General features: G+C 46.8%; 14 protein-coding genes and 1 pseudogene. 5 read left to right on the top strand and 10 right to left on the bottom strand.

Annotation, left to right across the window (positions count from 1 at the left end; all coding sequences use genetic code 11):
• Positions 1-38: 38 nt before the first annotated feature.
• The 8 genes from rpsJ to RIM23_RS30995 all read right to left on the bottom strand — a co-directional run bounded on the left by rpsJ (position 39) and on the right by RIM23_RS30995 (position 9103).
• Complete coding sequence (rpsJ, locus tag RIM23_RS30960) at positions 39-356, bottom strand: 30S ribosomal protein S10 (RefSeq protein WP_044208966.1); 318 nt, start codon at positions 354-356, stop codon at positions 39-41.
• 218 nt (positions 357-574) lie between these two features.
• Positions 575-1804, bottom strand: a complete 1230-nt coding sequence (tuf, locus tag RIM23_RS30965) for an elongation factor Tu (protein ID WP_446372370.1) — start codon at positions 1802-1804, stop codon at positions 575-577.
• A gap of 23 nt (positions 1805-1827) precedes the next feature.
• Positions 1828-3903 carry an elongation factor G gene (fusA, locus tag RIM23_RS30970; protein WP_446372372.1) on the bottom strand — a complete coding sequence of 692 codons (2076 nt, stop codon included), beginning with the start codon at positions 3901-3903 and terminating at the stop codon, positions 1828-1830.
• Positions 3904-4110: 207 nt separating this feature from the next.
• The gene (gene rpsG / locus RIM23_RS30975) at positions 4111-4581 is read right to left on the bottom strand and encodes a 30S ribosomal protein S7 (protein ID WP_446372374.1); all 471 of its coding nucleotides are present in this window, start codon (positions 4579-4581) and stop codon (positions 4111-4113) included.
• 223 nt (positions 4582-4804) lie between these two features.
• Positions 4805-5176: a 30S ribosomal protein S12 gene (gene rpsL, locus RIM23_RS30980; RefSeq protein ID WP_006103254.1), complete on the bottom strand. Its 372-nt coding sequence runs from the start codon at positions 5174-5176 to the stop codon at positions 4805-4807.
• 310 nt (positions 5177-5486) lie between these two features.
• On the bottom strand, positions 5487-5816 hold the full coding sequence (locus RIM23_RS30985) for a HesB/IscA family protein (RefSeq protein ID WP_446372376.1): 330 nt from the start codon (positions 5814-5816) through the stop codon (positions 5487-5489).
• Between the two features lie 236 nt (positions 5817-6052).
• Positions 6053-6478: a phosphomannose isomerase type II C-terminal cupin domain gene (locus RIM23_RS30990; protein WP_446336048.1), complete on the bottom strand. Its 426-nt coding sequence runs from the start codon at positions 6476-6478 to the stop codon at positions 6053-6055.
• 504 nt (positions 6479-6982) lie between these two features.
• Positions 6983-9103 carry a phosphodiester glycosidase family protein gene (locus RIM23_RS30995; protein ID WP_446372378.1) on the bottom strand — a complete coding sequence of 707 codons (2121 nt, stop codon included), beginning with the start codon at positions 9101-9103 and terminating at the stop codon, positions 6983-6985.
• A gap of 263 nt (positions 9104-9366) precedes the next feature.
• Here RIM23_RS30995 and RIM23_RS31000 point away from each other — a divergent pair, with 263 nt between their 5' ends.
• On the top strand, positions 9367-9963 hold the full coding sequence (locus tag RIM23_RS31000; RefSeq protein ID WP_446372380.1) for a Uma2 family endonuclease: 597 nt from the start codon (positions 9367-9369) through the stop codon (positions 9961-9963).
• 17 nt (positions 9964-9980) lie between these two features.
• Here the strand turns inward: RIM23_RS31000 and RIM23_RS31005 are convergent, their stop codons facing one another.
• Entirely contained in the window at positions 9981-10106 is a 126-nt protein-coding gene (locus RIM23_RS31005) for a hypothetical protein (RefSeq protein ID WP_446372382.1), read from the bottom strand.
• Between the two features lie 105 nt (positions 10107-10211).
• On the opposite strand from RIM23_RS31005, the gene RIM23_RS31010 reads away from it, so the two are divergent.
• The 3 genes from RIM23_RS31010 (at position 10212) to RIM23_RS31020 (ending at position 16847) form a co-directional block, all read left to right on the top strand.
• Positions 10212-10415 (top strand): hypothetical protein, encoded by a 204-nt coding sequence (locus RIM23_RS31010; protein ID WP_446359231.1) that lies wholly within the window; start codon positions 10212-10214, stop codon positions 10413-10415.
• A gap of 267 nt (positions 10416-10682) precedes the next feature.
• Positions 10683-15920, top strand: coding sequence for a CHAT domain-containing protein (locus RIM23_RS31015; RefSeq protein ID WP_446372384.1), 5238 nt, complete (start codon positions 10683-10685; stop codon positions 15918-15920).
• A gap of 300 nt (positions 15921-16220) precedes the next feature.
• Positions 16221-16847, top strand: a complete 627-nt coding sequence (locus tag RIM23_RS31020; RefSeq protein WP_446372386.1) for a hypothetical protein — start codon at positions 16221-16223, stop codon at positions 16845-16847.
• A 120-nt stretch (positions 16848-16967) separates the two neighbouring features.
• Here RIM23_RS31020 and RIM23_RS31025 read toward each other — a convergent pair.
• Positions 16968-17182 (bottom strand): annotated as a pseudogene (locus RIM23_RS31025) (AbrB family transcriptional regulator).
• A gap of 416 nt (positions 17183-17598) precedes the next feature.
• Here RIM23_RS31025 and RIM23_RS31030 point away from each other — a divergent pair.
• Positions 17599-21349, top strand: a 3751-nt coding sequence (locus tag RIM23_RS31030) for a glutamate synthase-related protein (RefSeq protein ID WP_446372396.1), incomplete at its 3' end; no start/stop codon positions are given.

Genomic DNA, 21349 nt, shown 5'->3' on the forward strand with positions numbered 1-21349 from the left:
TTAATACTTTCGCCCTTCTACCCTCCTACCCTCCTACCCTATAGCTTCACTTCAATATCCACACCAGCAGGTAAATCAAGTTTCATCAGGGCGTCAATTGTTTTGGACGACGGTTGATAAATGTCAATCAGACGTCGGTGAGTACGTGTTTCAAAATGTTCCCGTGAATCTTTATCAACGTGGGGCGATCGCAAGACACAATAAATACGACGTTTGGTCGGTAAGGGAATTGGACCGACGGCGGCAGCATTGGTGCGATTTGCTGTATCCACAATCTTCTCGCAAGAAGTGTCCAGCAATCGCCGATCAAATGCTTTAAGGCGAATCCGAATTTTTTGCTGCTGAATCGTTGCCATTTTTTTGAGTTGTCTAGGTTCTGAAATAATTAAGAATTTTGAGGGTGTAGAGGCAGGTTTAGGGATTAATATGGATTGGTTTTCCCAAAGCCTAAGTTGCCAAACCAGCCCTGACTTTGAGTGCGATAGTTTCCACCTTTCGGACTTCCAAAACAGATAGTAAGGAGCAGAGAAGCTGATTCAGTTCTCTGCTCCTACTTTTTTGAGCCAGAACAGTGCTACTTGAGGATTTTGGAGACAACACCTGCACCGATGGTGCGACCGCCTTCGCGAATGGCAAAGCGCATTCCTTGTTCAATCGCGATCGGGTTAATTAGCTCCACGGTCATTTTTACTCGGTCTCCCGGCATGACCATTTCCACATTGCTACCATCATCAGCGGTGTAGGAACTGATTGTTCCCGTCACATCGGTGGTACGAACATAGAACTGGGGGCGGTAGCCGGAAAAGAATGGAGTATGACGACCTCCTTCTTCTTTTTTGAGTACATAGACTTCCGACTCGAACTGAGTATGAGGAGTGATCGAACCGGGCTTGGCAATTACCATTCCCCGCTCAATATCTTTCTTCTCAACACCTCGGAGTAGAATTCCGGCATTGTCACCCGCCATCCCTTCATCGAGACTCTTTTTAAACATCTCAATGCCGGTGACGGTTTTCTTGACCGTATCTCGGAGTCCAACTAACTCAACTTCGTCACCAATCTTGACTTTACCTCGCTCGATCCGACCCGTAGCTACTGTCCCCCGACCGGTAATGGTGAAGACGTCTTCGACTGCCATCAGGAAGGGCTTATCTACATCCCGTTCTGGGGTAGGAATGTAAGCATCGACCTCGTCCATTAACGCATAGATCTGATCAACCCACTCATCGTCACCCTTCTTAATGGTTGGGTTAGCGGTGAGAGAGTCGAGTGCCTTTAAAGCCGAACCTGCCACGATGGGAATTTTATCCCCATCGAATTCATAATCACTGAGGAGTTCGCGGACTTCGAGTTCCACCAATTCCAGTAGTTCATCGTCATCCACCATGTCTTTCTTGTTCAAAAAGACCACCAAGTTGGGGACGCCTACCTGCTTGGCAAGGAGAATGTGTTCCCGAGTTTGGGGCATTGGACCGTCAGCGGCTGAAACCACTAAGATGGCGCCATCCATTTGAGCCGCACCCGTGATCATGTTTTTCACATAGTCGGCGTGACCCGGGCAATCAACGTGAGCATAGTGGCGATTTGCCGTTTCATACTCAACGTGAGCCGTGTTAATGGTAATCCCCCGTGCCTTTTCCTCTGGCGCCGCATCAATCTCTTCGTACTTCTTGGCGGTTGCTTGACCTGATGCAGCCAGAGTCATGGTAATGGCAGCCGTCAGCGTTGTTTTGCCGTGGTCTACGTGACCAATTGTGCCAATGTTGACGTGGGGTTTAGTCCTTTCAAACTTTGCGCGTGCCATGAATTACGTTTTCCTTTTCTTAGTTATGCGTTCCCTTTGGTCTTAGCAATGATAGCTTCAGCCACGTTACGAGGCACTTCATCGTAGTTGCTAAACTCCATTGAGAAGATACCTCGACCTTGGGTCTTAGACCGGATATCCGTAGCATAACCAAACATCTCGGCTAATGGAACTTTAGCAGAAACTTTGGCAATGCCTTCTTCGGTACCCATTCCTTCAATTTGACCACGGCGGGAGTTGAGATCGCCCATGACATCTCCGAGAAAGTCTTCAGGCACTTCAACTTCCACTTTCATCATAGGCTCTAGTAGCACGGGTGAAGCCTTCATCACCGCTTGTCGAATTGCCATCGAACCGGCAATTTTGAATGCCATTTCCGAAGAATCAACATCGTGGTAAGAGCCATCAACTAATGTGGCTTTGACATCAATGAGAGGATACCCAGCCAGGATACCCGATTCGCAGGCTTCTTTCATACCCTGCTCAGCCGGGGAAATAAATTCCTTCGGTACGGAACCACCAACAATCTTGGAGACAAATTCAAACCCACTACCGGATTCACCTGGCTCCAATTCAATGACAACATGACCGTACTGGCCTTTACCGCCACTTTGACGGATAAACTTGCCTTCCGCTTGCACGGATTTACGAATTGTTTCCCGGTAAGCCACCTGAGGGGCACCCACATTGGCTTCAACTTTGAACTCCCGCAGCATCCGATCCACCAGAATTTCCAGGTGGAGTTCACCCATTCCCGCAATCACGGTTTGATTGGTTTCTTGATCGATACTCACCCGGAATGTCGGATCTTCTTCCGATAAGGCTTGGAGGGCTTTGGAAAGCTTCTCCATATCCTGTTTGGTTTTGGGTTCTACGGCTACCGAAATCACCGGCTCTGGAACATAAAGCGATTCCAAAATAATTGGCGATTCTTCACCACAAATTGTATCACCCGTTGTCGTTTGCTTTAGACCAATCGCTGCACCGAGATCGCCAGCCCGTAGCTCATCGACCTCAATCCGTTCGTTGGATTTCAAAATAATCAGACGGGATATACGTTCCTTCTGATCTTTAGTGGAGTTGAGAATATAGCTGCCTTTTTGCAGAACTCCCGAATAGACCCGCATGAAGGTTAAACGACCATAAGGGTCTGACATGATCTTAAATGCCAGGGCCGCTAGGGGAGCTTCATCGTCTGCAGGTCTGGTTTCAGGTGTACCATCGGGCAATAGTCCCTGAATTGCCGGAACTTCCGGGGGAGATGGTAGATAGTCCACCACTCCATCTAGGAGTAGTTGTACTCCTCTATTTTTGAAGGCTGAACCACACAGCACCGGGACAATTGTTCCCGCAATTGTACCTTTACGCAAAGCAGACCGAATTTCGTCTTCGGTGAGTTCTTCTTCCGCCAGATACTTTTCTAAGAGCGCTTCATCTGTCTCGGCTACGGCTTCGATGAGCTTGACTCGGTATTCTTGGGCTAGCTCTTGAACATCTTCCGGAATTTCTGTGTCTTGCATATCCGTACCCAGGTCATTGCTATAAATCCGGGCACGCATTTGGACAAGATCGACAATACCGTGGAAATCATTTTCACTGCCGATGGGAATTTGGATCGCAACTGCATTGGTACGCAGGCGATCGCGGAGTTGCTCGTATACTTTGAAGAAGTTAGCACCCGTGCGATCCATCTTGTTGACAAAGGCAATCCTCGGTACCCGGTAGCGATCCGCTTGCCGCCACACAGTTTCCGATTGGGGCTGGACACCTCCCACTGAGCAGAACACAGCAATCACACCATCCAAAACCCGCATCGAACGCTCAACTTCAATTGTGAAGTCTACGTGACCCGGTGTATCAATGATGTTAATCCGGTGATCCAGCCAGTTTGTGCTGATGGCCGCAGCAGTAATTGTAATTCCCCGTTCCCGCTCTTGCTCCATCCAGTCGGTCACGGCTGTCCCTTCATGGACTTCGCCTATCTTATGAACGATTCCTGAGTAAAACAGAATCCGTTCGGTTGTTGTTGTCTTGCCCGCATCAATGTGGGCTGCAATCCCGATATTGCGTATTTTCTCAAGCGGGATGGTACGTGCCACAGCTACCTCCTTCGTCGCCGCAAGTTTCCACGTTGCTATCTCTTTACAATTCTATACTTTGTTTAACTTTTTAGGGATTTGTTCTTTCTCCTTTGTCCTATTCGCTCCTCAAAAAGCCAGCTAGCTAGGTTATTGGTTATTCCTCACGGAACCCCCCGAATCAACCTTTAGCCTTCGCAAGTGCTCTCATTCATCGGTCTAACTGAGTTAGTAGCGATAATGGGCAAACGCTTTATTGGCATCTGCCATCCGATGGGTTTCTTCCCGTTTACGAATGGCATTCCCGGTTTCATTTGCCGCATCCATCAGCTCATTTGCCAATTTACTCGACATACTTTTCCCTGAGCGACTTCGGGAAAACTGAATCAGCCAGCGCATAGCTAATGTTGTTCCGCGTTCTGAGCGGACTTCCATGGGAACTTGATATGTTGCCCCTCCAACCCGACGGGCTTTCACTTCTACTAACGGGGTGACATTCCGTATCGCTTTTTCAAATACCTCTAGAGGTTCGTTACCTGTGCGTTCTTCAATAATTTTGAAGGCGTCATATATAACTCCAGATGCCAGAGATTTTTTTCCATGACGCATAATCCGGCGCACCATCATACTAACCAAACGGCTGTTATAAACCGGGTCAGGGGGGACAGGGCGCTTTTTAACAACTGTACGACGAGACATAGTAAGCCTTTACAAAATACATAATCCGTTGGCAAATTTAACAAATTATCCGGGAATTGATTTTCTTTTCCCCAGGTTTAAGGGTTGCTTGGAAAAATCCAGAAAAACCCAGCCAGAAAAACCTAGTCACATCATCTCCCATTTTCCAGGGCAGCTTACCCAACCTAAACCGCTATGGGCAAGTTGAGCCAGGTGTGGGCAGATTTTTAAAAGCTCTCTTTGCTTACTTAGGACGCTTGGTTCCGTACTTGGAACGACCCTGCTTGCGATCTTTCACACCTGCCGTATCTAGCGTTCCCCGAATAATATGATATCGAACCCCGGGTAAATCTTTAACCCGTCCTCCTCTAATCATCACGACCGAGTGTTCTTGAAGGTTATGACCAATTCCAGGAATATACGCCGTCACTTCAAAACCTGATGTCAGGCGTACCCTTGCCACTTTCCGCAGGGCTGAGTTCGGTTTTTTGGGGGTTGTCGTGTAGACTCGGGTGCAAACACCCCGCCTTTGTGGACATTGTTTCAGTGCAGGCGATTTGGTTTTCGCCTTGATTTTGGCGCGTTCGCTACGAATGAGCTGCTGGATAGTGGGCATGAGTTACGGCGCGTAAAATTCCTTAATTGTTTGAACGTATTGACAAATTCTGATTGTACTGACTTTTGGGCAACAATGTCAATGTTTTTGTCCTTTGTCCTTGGTCATTCGTCATTTGCTACTCCTTACACCTAGGAGCATTGATCACGCCTTGACTTTTCACGGGAAGTCTAGAAACTATTGTAGAGACGCGATGAAAGAAGCGTCTGGGCGGGCGCGAGTTAAATCGGGTTGCAACCGAAAAGATAGTGGTGAAACCCGCCCCTACACAATTGATACTCACGTAGCGCCATATACCGTGAAAGTTAGATCACGCCTTGACTCGAAACGAGTTTCCGCAGCCACAGGTTTCAATGGCATTGGGGTTATAAAAGCGAAACCCACCACCCATAAGATCTTCTGAATAATCCAAGGTTAGGTTGGTTAAATACTTGATGCTCGCTTCATCCACGACGACAGTGATACCTTGAGTGTCATAGACGCGATCGCTCGCTCTGACGGCATCATCAAACTCCAGAGTATAGTATAAATCAGCACATCCCCCTGGCTTCGCGCCTAAGCGTAATCGAGCTTGCTGTTGCTGGTGCTTGGTCTTGAGGCGTCTTATTTCATTGGTCGCCGCTTGACTCAGTGTAATCATCGTTTTTGTCCTGGCTTAGAAATCCTCTTGACAGGCAATTCTAGAAAACTCCTTTAATTGATGACGATAAGAACTTTCGTCACTTGAGGCAAAAAAATTTCCCCCCTTAGTATTAGGGAGGAGTTCATTTAGCGTCAAGCTAGTACAGCACAGTGTAATTAACAATTTACCAAGCTAAACCGATATTAACCTTCGACTTCCCTGGAAGCCGTACTAGCTACTGCTGTAAGCCGCACCTATTCTGTGTCACACTCGTTGCGGGCATAGTCATCTTCATAGCGAATAATGTCATCTTCGCCAAGGTACTCGCCATTCTGCACTTCTATTAATACCAGGGGAATAACACCTGGATTTTCTAGGCGATGAGCATGTCCTTGAGGAACATAACTGGACTGATTTTGATGAATCAATAATTCCTTATCTCCGCAAATAACCTTTGCCATGCCGCTGACAACAATCCAGTGTTCACTACGATGGTAGTGCATTTGCAGGCTGAGGCGATGACCGGGCTTCACCTCAATGCGCTTAATCTTGTATCCTCGCCCCTCTTCCAGAACAGTAAATGAACCCCAAGGTCTTAGTTCTGTAGCGGCAGCGCCTTCGGCAGTCAACGATCTGGGCAGGGTAATCGCCGAATCTTGAGGAACTGCTTGCTGAACCATAGTATTTCTCCTGAAAATAGTTACGGTAGTGAAGTACCCCAACTTGCTTCGCTGAAGTTGGGGAACCTCCAACTTCTTAAAACAAGGACGGTCTTATTCGTCTTTAGGGTTTCCCGCTTCATCCGCCGATGCCTCCAAAGGTTGCCCTTTATTGGTCTTACTCAGCGTCCACAGGCAGCCGCCCGCCTCCCGCAGGCATTAATTGCGATCAAAAGGTTAAATCCGGTATTTAGCTATTGCCCGGTTATCAACAACACAAAAGCCAACTACAGTTAAGATTAGCAAATTCATCTTAGATTTTGCACCCATTAGGGGATAGATACGTCAAATTGTAGAAAGTCTTCACATTGAGAGACTTGAGCTTTATCGAAACTTTAGATAAAAGCTCTGGCAGATAAAGAAGAAGATGTTAAAGGTTAGAGCTAGCTTAGTGTTCGTCATTTGTAAGGATTTGAGAAATTTTTACATAACTTAACAGGGTTCAGTTGATTTCCAGCAACCTACTTAGGGGAAATTGGGTCGAAAGAGTCCCAAAGCATTGTGAACCCGGGCGGCTGTGTAAGGAGAACGATCCAGAAGATGACCCCCTAAATACAGTCCAGTGGAACTCCCACCATCGAGATTCAGTGCATCAACGGCTCCGAGTTGCTGCATCAACTGTGCTGTTTCGGTTAAGTTGGGACCTCTACCACCGAGGCGATTGTGCATGGCGGCAATAATTATTGTGCCATTTGCCGTGATCCCGATCGCACTGCGAATAGCTGCTTGTTGAGCAAAGGCATCACTAAACTTTTCAGCTTGGGCATCTAGCACAATTTGGCGATTTTGCAGTAACAACGGACCAGCACCGAGGATATGAGGATAATTATTAAACTCAATCGGCAAGGTTTTCTGTTCAATCTGAACTTGTGTGCCAATCGTGAGAGTACTTACCGCAACTTTTGGATCACTGCCTCTGTCTATGAGAAGATAGCCATTAACTGGAATAGGAAACGGCTCCTTACCCGCTAAACCTCCCGGTAATTGAGCCGTAATCTGATTATTTTGCACAACCGAGATCACTTCATTATCGGTTAACGGGGTGTAGATTGCGCCCCATTCTGGAGTATAGCGAGATCTCCCGGCTTGCACATAACCGCTATTCAGGAACAGAATCGGAAAACGTTCTCCCTTGGCGGTGATTAAGGTTTCCTGAAGGCTGAGACGTCCAAATTTGAATTGATGCTGATCCGTCCACGCGATCGCACCTCGGTTGAGAATGGGTCCAGAATACCAGCGTCCATCGCGGCGGATGGCACCTAAGGGCAGTTGATTATTGCGGTTAAAAAAACCACCATTGATGGCGGCTGAGGCTTGCCACAACTGGGCGGTTTGGATCAGGGGGGCGGTTCCCATTTGATTTGTGGGATTACTCCAAATCGGTTTCAGGTTGACTTGGGGATTTTTGGGATCAACCTCTAGCCACACCAAAGGAAATCGAGTATCACCCAGAGTCACAGTCCGCTGACGCCACCAGATACCCGGTGCCCACAGAATATCTTTTTCCACCATGGCATCCGGTCGAAGTTCGATGACTAAGCGATTGGGATTAGGTAAGCTAAAGACGTGTAACCGTAGACCATCTGGAATCGAAACGCCGATAGTGGTTTGGGTTTGATTCGTTTCAACGCGGATAATCGGTTGATTCTCCGGCGCTGCATTGTTTTTCTCATCCCCCTCAATGGGGGAGGTTTTAAGTGTTGAGTGTGTAGGGGCGGGTTTTACTACTATCATTTCTTGCTTCACCCGGATGTGACTAAACCCGCCCTGACTAAGTTTTGAGTGTTGGGTGTTGAGTGTTGAGTTATTTCCCTCATCTTCCTCATCTTCCACCGCCGGAGGTGGGGTAAACTGTTCAATCACAGACGGATTCGCGATCGCGTCTAATATAATCACCCCTTCACCGGGGCTTCTGCTCACTTGCCAAGGTGTGGGACGATCTAAATCAAGAATCATCCTAAACCCCCATAGCTGCGTCTCTTGTCGGATACTCTCTAACCGTGCAGGTACAGACGTTAGAGCTAATGTATCTCCTTGGGCTTGGAATTGCCATCCCATCTGTTGGGCAAACTCTGTAATATCTAAATAGCGATAAGCATCACGATGGTGAGCCACCAGAACCAGAGGCGTACTCAGGGGATTAGAGAACCACTGTATCGGTTGTCGCGTCCAATTGCGGGTACTCAACAATTCCAGTCCGAAGAGTTGTTGGACTCCCACATCAGTGATACCCGTGCGTATGACTCCCCCAACTTGCCACTGTTTCCAAGCAAGGGGTACGATACGACCATTTAAGGAGAGTTTTGTCCCCCCGCCAACGACTTGAGTCGGGGTTTGAGCGAAAGTTTGCGTCTGAGGTGAGGGAGAAGCTGAGGGGGTAACGGCTTCAGCTTCTACCCATTCGCGATCGAGTTCAAGGGTTGACTGAACAACTAAACGTTGCAGAATTTCCCCCATGGTTAGACTCTCTATTGCTAGGGATTCCGCAGAATTAACACGTTTAGCGGCTAAACCTAGGCATGAAGCGCAAATTGCTAAGAGTCCGATCACAATTTTGGCTTTATTCCGTGAGAACCCCTTTGTCATAATCTTGGCTTTGGCGTGAGATGAATTAACGTTTAAACGTACAGATAAACTAATTACTGTATTGTATGTCTATTAGAAAAGTTCGTTCAATAATCAAAGCTAATCTTTACCTGTGCTGTTTTGCTGTTGACAGCAATCTCCACTCAAAGGTTCCCTGGCAATTTGCTTTTAAGTTAAAATAGTCATTGACTTTAAAAGAAAGGGTGGGTGGGAGACCTGTCCAATTTTGAGTTGATTTATAATCGAAAAAACGGGAGACTCAAATGACTTTAGCCACGATCGCAACACCCAAGAAGGAATCCCCCCTTTTGTTTGAGGGAATGACATGGCGAGAGTTCAAAGCTGTTGAACAATTGTTAGACCGTCCAGGATATCGACTTTCTTTTTTAGATGGAGTTTTGGAGATACGACGAATGCCAGGAGAACCTCATGAAACCGTTAAGGAAAGAATTGGTGCATTGTTGGAGCTTTATCTATTGATGGCAGGATTTGACTTTACTCCAACTGGCTCAATGACGTTGGAAAGTGAAGGAGTCGCCGTCAAGCGAGAAGCCGATAAATCCTATAAACTGGCTCCAGGTCGAACTCATCCAGATCTGGTGATTGAGGTAGTGTTTACCAGTGGCGGTATCAACAAGTTGGAGATTTATAAGCGGCTGAAGATCAAGGAAGTGTGGTTTTGGGAAGATGGGGTGTTAGAGCTTTATCACCTGCGAGGAGAGGGGAATACACTTGACTATGAACAGATTAAGAGTAGTGAGGAGGTTAGAGGGATTGATCTAGATTTGTTATTACGTTGCATCAATATTGTGAATCATGTAGATGCTATTAAAACCTTTCAAAAGGCGCTGCAAAACTAAGGTTTTATGGTATATTGTTATCGTGGGAAAATGTGTGCGCCTGTAGCTATAGAATTCGCGATCGCACAGGTTGAATCAGTCGCATCGGGTACAGGAAAGTGTTGCAGGATTTTAGCGATCGCATGAGACCATGAAGCGGGCAAGCACGATGAATTCCTCTACATTGAACAATTGACTAATGCCCTTAAATCAGGAAAAACTGTTATATTTTAAGTATATTGATTAAAATTGTACTATTTAAATCAAAAATGTTAAAGCAAAATATAGCCACTGTCATTAAAATTTTAGAATCTCTCCCTGATGCACAGCAGGAGCGAATTATTGAGCATTTACGGGACTATATTGCTGATATTGAAGATGAATTAAAGTGGGAGCAATCTTTTCGTAAAACACAAAATAAGTTAGTAGAAGCAGCGAAACTGGCGAAACAACAAATGTTTGTGGTCAAATAATCCTTTTCATCCCTCTTTACACTTTAAATGTATTAATCGCGATCAGGATATTTGGTCAGTGAGAATTACCCGAAATTACCGAGCTATTGGAATTTTACAATAGGATACAGTAACCTGGTTTTGGATTGGGAGTCATGATAACTATGAACAGTTTTTTTGGTAAAATTGGAAGCGAGTTGCGCGATCGCACCCATAAAAATGCCGAATGTCCTACTATCATGAGAGAATAATAGGAATTCCCCTCCTAATAAAAGTCCCCCAAACATCATGGTAGATTGCCGCAACATCGCTATTGCCCTTCTCCCCCTGCTGGGACTAACCACCCTTGCGCCCCAAACCCTTGCCCAATCTATCACGCCAGCTTCCGATGGCACGGGTACAATGATTCAACAGGAGGGTAATACCTACACGATTACGGGGGGTACACAAGTTGACTCTAAGGTATTCCACTCCTTCGGGGAACTCGGACTCTCACCCAACGAAATTGCCAACTTTCTCTCCAATCCTACTATCCAAACGATTTTCGGGCGAGTTACTGGCGGAAACCCTTCGATTATCCAAGGGTTACTCCAAGTCACCGGGGGTAATAGTAACCTACTGCTGATGAACCCCGCCGGGATTGTATTTACTCAAGGGGCAAGTTTTAATATTCCTGGCAGTTTAACGGTTACGACTGCTGATGCGATTGGTTTTGAGAGTGGCTTCTTTCCGGCGACAGGCAATGTTAACTATCAAAATCTGGTTGGTGCGCCGAATCAATTTGTTTTTACGGGTGATAATGGCAGTATTGTCAACGCGGCTGAACTTGACTTTAACCAAGGAAACTTGGCTTTAATCGGGAGTAGTGTCATCAATACTGGAACCCTCAGCACTGCCAATGGGACGATTACGATTACGGCTGTCCCTGAAAATAGAACCGTCAGGATTAACCAAGCGGGAATGGTGTTGGGCTTAGAAATTAGTCCGGCTGATTTGGAGAGTGGGATTCAGGCGACAGATTTAGCCCGGTTACTCACGGGTTCTGAACTTCAAGATGACACAGGAATCCGTGTTGATGCCAACGATGAACTCAGGTTAACAGATACCAATCATCCCCTAGATACGGCGGGAAATGTGACAATTGCGGGTCAGGTTGAGGGGAATCAAGTCCATCTGGCGGCGGCGAATGATGTTAACCCCATTGGCAACCCCGAAATTCTGATTCGCACGGATAACGGGGAATACAGCGCCCCTACTGTTACTCGGTTTGCCGCTAATCCAACCGATGCGAACAGCTACATTTTCCTAGATGCGACTGTCCCCAACTACAGTAATTTACTCTTCGGGGGTGAGGCGGGAACCACGACGGTGGTGGTTACGCCGAATGAAAATGGCATGGAGAAGATTACCGAAACCCTAACCACACCAGGACTAAGTTTAGTCGATGCGCTGCATATTGTTTCCGAAGGGAGTGAGGGGAATTTCTGGTTAGGGAATGCTTTTGTAGATAGTAACACGATCGGTCAATATCAACCTCAAATGGCGACGTGGAATCAGGGATTGAATGTAGGGGCAGATATTTTACTCTATGCCTGTCTTGTGGCATTGGGGAATAGTGGTGACGCTTTGCTGAATACCTTGGCACTTTACACAGGTGCAGATGTGGCAGGTTCTACGAATTTGACTGGGTTCGGGGGAGATTGGCAGTTAGAACGGAGTGTGGGGGAGATTGAGGCGACTGCACCGTTTGAGGGGAGTGTGTTAGCGAATTATGGGGATACGTTACAGGTATTTACAACTACGAATGGGAATGATGTTGGGATAGGTTCACTGCGACAAGCGATTCTGAATGCTAATGCGGCTGATGGAGATGATGAGATTCGCTTTGTACCTGGGTTAACTGAGGTGACGCTGACATCCGATGAGTTATCTATTAATACCAGGAATGGGGATTTGATCATAGATGGTGACTCCGGTGGTGCCAGTAATGTCATTGTTGAACGCAGTACTGCTGTAGGAACGCCCAATTTCCGTATTTTCGATATTACGGGGGATGGCAATGTCACTATTGATGCGTTGAAAATTCGGAATGGTGTTAGTCTCGCTGCGGGTGGTATAGCTTGGAATATTGGACAGGGAACGCTACGTCTGACTGACAGTACTGTGAGTGACAATTCCGGTGACGGTATTTCCGCTGGTAGTATAGCTAGTAAGGGTGCGGTGCTACTGGAAAACAGCGCTGTGAGTAATAATTCGGGTCGTGGTATTCGCAGCGTTGGTACAGTGACTCTGACCAACAGCACTGTGAGTAATAATTCGGGTCGTGGCATTTCCGCTTCGGGTGCAGTAACTCTGACCGACAGTACTGTGAGTGGTAATTCTATAAGTTCTGTTACCGGTGACGGCATTTTTAGCCAAGGAGATACAGTAACACTCAACAATAGCAGTGTGAGTAATAATTCTAGTCGTGGCATTTTAGCTTCGGGTGCGGTGACACTCAACAACAGCACTGTGAGTGACAATCTTGGTGACGGCATTCGCAGCATGCATAGTACAGTCACTCTGAATAACAGTACGGTGAGGGGTAATTCTGATCGTGGCATTTCCAGTAATGGTGCGGTGCTGGAAAACAGCACTGTGAGTGACAATCTTGGTGACGGCATTCGCAGCATAGATCCCGTAATTCTGACCAACAGTACTGTGAATAATAATTCTGGTGACGGTATTTCCGCTCAAGGTGCAGTGACACTCAACAACAGTACTGTGCATGACAATTCCAGTGACGGCATTTTTAACCAAGAACATGCAGTAACACTCAACAATAGCAGTGTGAGTAATAATTTGGCTTTTGGCATTTACGCTGGGCGTGCGGTGACACTCAACAACAGCACTGTGAGTGAAAATTCCCGTGACGGCATTCTCAGCATCTATAGTACAGTCACTCTCAATACCAGTACGGTGAGGGGTAATTCTGGTCGTGGCATTATCAGTAATGGTGCGGTGCTACTGGAAAACAGCACGGTGAGTGACAATCTTGGTGGTGGCATCCGCAGCGCAGATACCGTAACCCTGACCAACAGCACTGTCAATGGAAATTCGGCAAGCGCATTGAGCGACGGTCTTGTCGGACTTGGCGGCGGTCTTTTCAGTAGGAGTGGAGTAACCATTATCAACAGCACCATAAGTGGCAATACAACAACAGGTGACGGCGGCGGTATTAACACCCGTGGTGGCGGCATAATCATTAACAGCACTATCACCAATAACACAGCCGACTCCGATGGCAATGGGATAGGAGATGGCGGTGGTATCTATAATTCAACTCTTGTTGGCGGCAACACTTTAACCATCCGCAACAGCATTGTTGCCGGTAATTTTGATCTCGGCGGTAGGATTCACCCTGATGTTTCGGGTGGAGCTACTATTAATGGTGATGCGAATAACCTAATTGGCGACCCCACAGGCGCAAACGGTACTATCGGTACAGGCAGTGACCTCACTTTTGCCAGTTTAGGTATTACCAATATTAACCAAATTCTTGCTCCCTTAGCGGACAATGGCGGCTCAACTCAAACCCATGCCCTTGTTCCAGGTAGTCCCGCCCTAGATGCAGGAAATAATGCCAATATTCCTGTTGGTATAACGACTGACCAACGAGGAGCAACCCGCATTATTAATGACCTCGTTGATATTGGTGCATTTGAGTCCCAAGGCTTTACCTTAAATGTCACAGGTTCGCCTCAAAGTACACCCGTTAATACGGCTTTTGCTGACTCATTGACTGTGCAAGTGTTAGAGAACTTTGCTAATCAGCCGATTCCAGGTGTGCCTATCACCTTCAATGCCCCATCAAGTGGTGCATCGGGCAGTTTTGGTAACGGTACAACCGTACTCACCAATCCTCAAGGTATCGCCGAGAATCCGGTTACAGCAAACACAGTCGCAGGAAACTATCAAGTCATCGCTACCGCTAACGGTTTACCGTTGACACCCTTTGATTTAACCAACACAGATAACCCAACTCAACCGCCATTAACTCCTCAACCCGAACCCCAATCCCCATCAACCCCTCAACCGATTAATCCGGTCAATCCCATCAATGAATCATCTGCCAATCCAACAATTAATCCTGTCAATCCCATCAATGAATCATCTGCAAATCCAACGATTAATCCCGTTAATCTACTCCAATTGCCCCAAGACCCACCCCCCATCGTCCAAGCCCAAATTCCTGACCTAAAAATCGACATTGTGGCAGAAATTGAGGAATATTTTACTCGTCAGTATGAGAATTATTTAGGGTTTTCCGATACTCCAACGACCAACCAAGCCGAATCCCAAGCCATCCTCCGCCGAATTGAACAAGAAACGGGAACGAAACCCGCACTACTCTATGCTGTCTTTGTTCCCAGTAACGCCCCTTTACTAACACCAACTCCCGGATTAAATCTCAACAAAAAACTAGAAACCCCTGAACCTGAACGCGACAGCAGTCAGGATCAACTGGAATTAATTATCGTCACCGCTGAGGGGCAACCCATACGTCGTCCCATACCCGGCGCAACACGAGAAAAAGTTCTCCAAACCACTCAACAATTACGTCGCGCTGTCACCGATATTCGCATTCCTCGCCCTTACCTCCCCGCCGCACAACAGCTTTATCAATGGTTAGTTGCTCCCATTGAAGCGGAGTTAAATACTCACCAAATTGATACCATTTCCCTTCTCGTCGATAGTGGCTTACGTTCCCTACCCATGGCAGTACTGCATGATGGGGAGCAATTTCTCTTGGAGAAATACAATGTTAATTTAATGCCCAGTATCTCCTTAACCGATACGCGCTATGTGGATGTAAAGAATCTGGCAGTATTGGCGATGGGTGCCTCTGAATTTACCAATCAAAATCCCTTACCCGCTGTTCCGGTAGAGTTAGCAACAATTACGGAGAAACTTTGGCAAGGTCAATCGTTTCTCAATTCCACGTTTACACTCCAACAACTGAAAACAGTTCGGACTCAAACCCCTTTTGGCATTCTGCATCTAGCCACCCATGGTGAGTTTAAATCCGGCAAACCCGAAAACTCTTATATTCAGTTTTGGCAGACCAAGTTAACCCTTGACCAAATCCGAGAACTGGGATTAAATAACCCCCCAGTGGAACTAATGGTATTAAGCGCCTGTCGCACCGCTTTAGGAGATGAAGAGGCGGAGTTAGGATTTACCGGATTAGCGGTACAAGCTGGGGTAAAATCTGCCTTGGGAAGTCTCTGGTACGTGAGTGATGAAGCCACATTGGGATTAATGACAACTTTTTATTCCCAATTAAAACAAGCGCCGATTAAAGCTGAAGCCTTACGACAAACACAGTTAGCGATGATTCGGGGTGAAGTGCGACTTGAAAAGGGTCAACTGATTACGCCGAATCGTACTATTCCTTTACCGTCCCAGTTGGCTGAATTACCAGATAAAGAACTAACTCATCCTTATTATTGGAGTGCATTTACGTTAGTAGGAAGTCCTTGGTAAAACAGGGGATGGCTACAGTAAAGACGTTGCCTACAACGTGTAGAACAAACCGTTATAATAGCGGTTCTCAAGTGCTAATAGTACACCCGAATGTAGGGGCGCAAGGCTTGCGCCCACACTTATGTACCTCATCCTATGAGAAATGCTATATAGCAGTAGACACATCAATTAGGACAAACGCACTCTTTGGAGACGTTCCACCGGAACGTCTCTACAAATCCATAGTGTCTTAACCGTATTGGCGGTTGCTATACTTGGTGAACAAAATGATGTCAAACAAACTATCTTAACCGTATAAATATGGCGTACAGCGATTTTACTACCCTCAGCAAAGTCAGAACAACATTTAACCTAACTATAAACGAAACCAGCCGCCTTTTTCCTGATATTGCTCCTCTTGAACCCAGCGACTACCTCAAAACCACGCTGCACGAATTTTTACCTCTTGCTAATGCTATCAACACAGAAAAAGCACGTTCTGAATTAATTATTGCCCCCGTTTTATTAGAAGTCCGGCGACACTTTAACTTTCAAGTCGGCTTCTTTTCTGGCACAGATTTCAACGTAGACCAAACCGTTGGACTCAATGGATACTGTGATTATATTCTCACCGCTTCCCCAGAAATGTATGAAATATATGCCCCAGTCGTTACCCTGGTAGAAGCTAAGAACGAAAATATTAAAAGTGGTTTAGGACAATGCATTGCTGAAATGGTGGCTGCCCAACGCTTCAATCAACAAAAGGAAATTCCAATTGATGTTATCTATGGCGCTGTTACCACAGGAATGATTTGGAAGTTTATCAAGTTGGTTGATCAAACAGCTTTCATTGATTTAAACGATTACTTTATTAAAGAAGTTAATCAAATATTAGGAATATTATCGACTCCCTTGGCTCAACATCTATCCCATAGAAATAAGCTGTGAACTCATCCACCATGCCATCGACATCGACTCCTGCACGACTTCTGCCCAGTTTACACTTGATATCACCGACTCGGTTAACCTTCAGATAAGCCAGCAACACCGAAGCATCCAAAACGACTGTTATTCTGTAGCTTCCTTTTTCGCGGCTTCGCGACGTTCAGCGATCAACTCATCGACTAAACGGCGATTTTTGGACACCTGTGCGAACCGTGCCTTCAATTGTTGCTTAATCGTCTCCGGCTTTTCCATTACCAATCGCTTCCCTGCTCACGAGCAATCAGCCTATCCCCTTCCTCAAATCCCAATAACCGCCACAACGCCACCGGAATTACCAACCACGCCTCAACTGCACGTCTCAACTGCTAGGATGGGAATACGCTAGAGCAAGGTTCACGTCATACTGATGTTCCCCACCTATCCACCTGGATATTGTTTTAAGCCATTTGGATCACTTGGCTAATATCCTAAATCATGCCATTGGGGATTGCCATAGCCAGGTATTTTCGATAAGATTAGTCTCCCCATCTAAAGAGCTTCATTTTAGAACCAAAGTTGCACCCTTCTGGGTCTGTAGTTTAGTGGCTGATGCTACTCCGTCTGCCAACCGTATATATAAAAATATTAGGACAACCACGCCAACTGGACACGAGATGACTCACACAATGATCACTAGAGAGCGAATTAACGTCAATCCTTACCTCTAATGACGAATGACCAATAACGAATGACCAATAACACTAGGAACTATATTATGACAAACAGGAGCATCAACCTAAATCAACAGCATCAATCTTGGAATCGAGACGATGTAGCCTATCCAGGACAACGATGGTTAGTTGAAGAACGGGATGCTTGCGGCGTTGGCTTTATCGCCTCAGTCGCAGGTGTCGCTAGCCATGAATTGATTGAACAAGCACTTTCTGCTTTAACCTGTTTAGAACATCGCGGCGGCTGTAGCGCTGACCGAGATTCGGGTGATGGCGCTGGCTTAATGACGGCTATTCCTTGGGGTTTGTTTAACCCTTGGTTTGAGGAACAAGGAATCACCATGCCACCAACAGAACAGTTGGCGGTGGGTATGGTATTTTTACCCCAAGATGGGACATTGGCGACTAAAGTGCGGGAAATTGTTGCCGGAGTCTTTAAACAAGATGGTTTCACCGTATTGGGTTGGCGTGTCGTCCCCCTAAACGAATCGGTTGTTGGACCCCAAGCCCTAGAAAATCAACCGCAAATCGAGCAAATTATTGTTAGCTGCCCAAATCAGCCTGGGGATGAGCGGGAACGTCTTCTTTACAAAACCCGCCGTCGCATCGGTAATGCTTTAGAAGCGGATGGCACCCTGCATTGGTCTGATGATTTATATATTTGCTCCCTATCGAGTCGCACAATTGTCTATAAAGGCATGGTGCGTTCGGCGGTACTGGGTGAATTTTATCTGGACTTAACACATCCTGAATTTCAAAGCCCCTTTGCTGTCTATCATCGCCGTTTTAGTACAAATACTCTACCCAAATGGCCCCTAGCCCAACCGATGCGGTTATTGGGACATAACGGTGAAATTAATACCCTGCTGGGTAATATTAACTGGATGCGGGCAAGGGAAGCCGATTTATCGCATCCGGTATGGGGGAATCAAATTGAAGATCTCAAACCAACAGTTGATCCGGATAATAGTGACTCAGCTACTCTGGATAATATAGTTGAGTTACTCGTGCGATCGCGTCGCTCTCCTTTGGAAGCCTTGATGATCATGGTTCCCGAAGCCTACAAAAATCAACCCGATTTGCAGGAACATCCAGAAATTGTTGATTTTTACGAATATTACAGTGGCATTCAAGAACCTTGGGATGGTCCGGCGCTGTTAGTCTTTAGTGATGGTCAAGTGGTTGGTGCAACCCTAGACCGGAATGGACTGCGACCTGCCCGTTATAGTATTACTCGGAATGGTTATGTAGTTGTCGCCTCAGAAGCTGGAGTCGTAGACTTACCCGAAGCGGAAATCGTGGAAAAGGGTAGACTAGGACCTGGACAGATGATTGCTGTGGATTTAGCCAACCACGAAATTCTCAAAAACTGGGAGATCAAACAGCGAGTTGCCCAACGCTTACCCTACGGAGACTGGCTAAAACAGCATCGTCAGGTTTTATCCGCTCAACCTTTTACGGATAATCCCCAACTAGACGCCCAGACGTTACTAAAGCAGCAAACCGCCTTTGGTTATACGGCTGAGGATTTGGATATGATCCTGGAACCGATGACCACTCAAGGGAAAGAAGCCACGTTTTGTATGGGGGATGATACTCCCTTAGCTATCCTCTCTGATAAGCCACGTTTGCTTTATGACTATTTTAAACAGCGCTTTGCCCAGGTAACCAATCCACCGATTGACCCCTTGCGGGAAAGCCTGGTTATGTCCTTGAGTATAGAACTGGGTCAACGGGGTAATCTGCTAGATGCCAAACCAGAGTATGCCCAACTGCTGAAACTGAAAACCCCTGTGCTGAATGAAGTGGAGTTAAATGCGGTAAAAACCTCTGGATTTGCCACCACAGAACTCTCAACTTTATTTGAAATTAGCGCGGGTCCGGATGGGCTAAAAAATGCCATTGACCAATTGTGTGACCAAGCTGATCAAGCGGTGAAATCTGGCTCAAAAGTCCTGATTTTGAGCGATAAAATTGGCGGGGGTGTGGGTGAAACAACCAGTTATATTCCCCCGCTATTAGCAGTAGGGGCGGTTCACCATCATCTGATTCGCGAAGGGTTGCGGATGAAAGCATCCCTAGTTGTGGAAACGGCACAATGTTGGAGTACTCATCATTTTGCTTGTTTAATTGGTTATGGGGCTTCAGCAATTCATCCCTATTTGGCATTGGAATCCGTGCGTCAGTGGTGGTCGAATCCCAAGACGCAGAAACTGATGGATCGGGGTAAAATTGAGCCCTTAACGATTGAAGAGGCACAGAAAAATTACCGTAAGGCGGTGGAAGCGGGTTTATTGAAAATCCTCTCTAAAATGGGGATTTCTTTACTGTCGTCTTACCAAGGGGCGCAGATTTTTGAAGCATTGGGAATTGGTGCAGAGGTATTAGATTTAGCCTTTCGCGGTACAACCTCCCGCTTGGGTGGTTTGAATTTGGCAGAATTGGCACAGGAAGTGATGGCTTTCCATCAACGGGCGTTCCCCGATTTGACGGGTAAGAAACTGGAAAACTTTGGGTTTATCCAGTATCGTCCCGGTGGGGAATATCACATGAATAGCCCGGAGATGGCAAAGGCGCTGCATAAAGCCGTAGCGTCTTTTAAGGGTCAAGGTGTCTCGGTCAAAAACTCAAACGGCAAAACCGACAACGAACAGACAGCCTATGACCACTATGAGGTCTATAAAAAATACCTCGAAGAGCGCCCAGTGACGGCGTTACGGGATTTGTTAGACTTCAGGAGCGATCGCGCCCCAATCCCGATCGAGGAGGTAGAACCTGTCGCTGAGATTGTCCAGCGCTTCTGTACTGGGGCGATGTCATTGGGTTCCCTGTCGCGGGAAGCACATGAAACCTTGGCAATTGCCATGAATCGGATTGGCGGGAAGTCAAATTCCGGTGAAGGTGGGGAAGACCCAGTTCGGTTTAAAATCCTGGATGATGTGGATGATCAAGGAAATTCGCCCACATTGCCTCATCTTAAAGGGCTGCGAAATGGGGATACAGCGAGTTCTGCGACTAAACAGGTAGCCTCAGGGCGCTTTGGTGTAACGCCAGAGTACCTGATGAGTGGCAAACAATTGGAAATTAAAATGGCTCAGGGTGCGAAACCCGGAGAAGGGGGACAGTTACCAGGGAAAAAGGTGAGTCCTTATATTGCTATGCTGCGGCGCTCTAAAGCTGGTGTACCGCTGATTTCACCACCCCCCCACCACGATATCTATTCGATTGAAGACCTCGCTCAACTGATTTTTGACCTGCATCAAATTAATCCAGAGGCGAAGGTGTCGGTAAAATTGGTGGCGGAAATTGGCATTGGTACGATCGCAGCGGGTGTGGCTAAGGCAAATGCTGATGTGATCCAAATTTCTGGTCATGATGGTGGAACCGGCGCATCTCCCTTAAGTTCGATTAAACATGCCGGTGTTCCTTGGGAGTTGGGTGTCACTGAGGTACATCGAGCGCTGATGAGGAATCAATTGCGCGATCGCGTGATTTTACGGGCAGATGGCGGCTTCAAAACCGGCTGGGATGTAGTCATGGCGGCGTTAATGGGCGCGGAAGAATATGGCTTTGGTTCGGTGGCGATGATTGCTGAAGGCTGTATCATGGCGCGAATTTGTCACACGAATAACTGTCCGGTTGGGGTGGCGACACAGCAGGAGCATTTGCGGAAGCGGTTTATCGGGGTACCGGATCATGTGGTCAACTTTTTCTACTTTGTTGCCGAAGAAGTGCGATCGCTCCTGGCACGGTTAGGGTATCGTAAGTTAGACGAGGTAATCGGTCGGGCGGATT

This window comes from Coleofasciculus sp. G3-WIS-01 (assembly GCF_040223135.1).
Classification (GTDB): domain Bacteria; phylum Cyanobacteriota; class Cyanobacteriia; order Cyanobacteriales; family Coleofasciculaceae; genus Coleofasciculus.

What these genes read in the sequence shown, in the direction of transcription:
- rpsJ (WP_044208966.1), bottom strand. Translation starts at nt 356, where the DNA reads ATGGCAACGATTCAGCAGCAAAAAATTCGGATTCGCCTTAAAGCATTT.
- tuf (WP_446372370.1), bottom strand. Translation starts at nt 1,804, where the DNA reads ATGGCACGCGCAAAGTTTGAAAGGACTAAACCCCACGTCAACATTGGC.
- rpsG (WP_446372374.1), bottom strand. Translation starts at nt 4,581, where the DNA reads ATGTCTCGTCGTACAGTTGTTAAAAAGCGCCCTGTCCCCCCTGACCCG.
- rpsL (WP_006103254.1), bottom strand. Translation starts at nt 5,176, where the DNA reads ATGCCCACTATCCAGCAGCTCATTCGTAGCGAACGCGCCAAAATCAAG.
- RIM23_RS30985 (WP_446372376.1), bottom strand. Translation starts at nt 5,816, where the DNA reads ATGATTACACTGAGTCAAGCGGCGACCAATGAAATAAGACGCCTCAAG.
- RIM23_RS30990 (WP_446336048.1), bottom strand. Translation starts at nt 6,478, where the DNA reads ATGGTTCAGCAAGCAGTTCCTCAAGATTCGGCGATTACCCTGCCCAGA.
- RIM23_RS30995 (WP_446372378.1), bottom strand. Translation starts at nt 9,103, where the DNA reads ATGACAAAGGGGTTCTCACGGAATAAAGCCAAAATTGTGATCGGACTC.
- RIM23_RS31000 (WP_446372380.1), top strand. Translation starts at nt 9,367, where the DNA reads ATGACTTTAGCCACGATCGCAACACCCAAGAAGGAATCCCCCCTTTTG.
- RIM23_RS31010 (WP_446359231.1), top strand. Translation starts at nt 10,212, where the DNA reads ATGTTAAAGCAAAATATAGCCACTGTCATTAAAATTTTAGAATCTCTC.
- RIM23_RS31015 (WP_446372384.1), top strand. Translation starts at nt 10,683, where the DNA reads ATGGTAGATTGCCGCAACATCGCTATTGCCCTTCTCCCCCTGCTGGGA.
- RIM23_RS31020 (WP_446372386.1), top strand. Translation starts at nt 16,221, where the DNA reads ATGGCGTACAGCGATTTTACTACCCTCAGCAAAGTCAGAACAACATTT.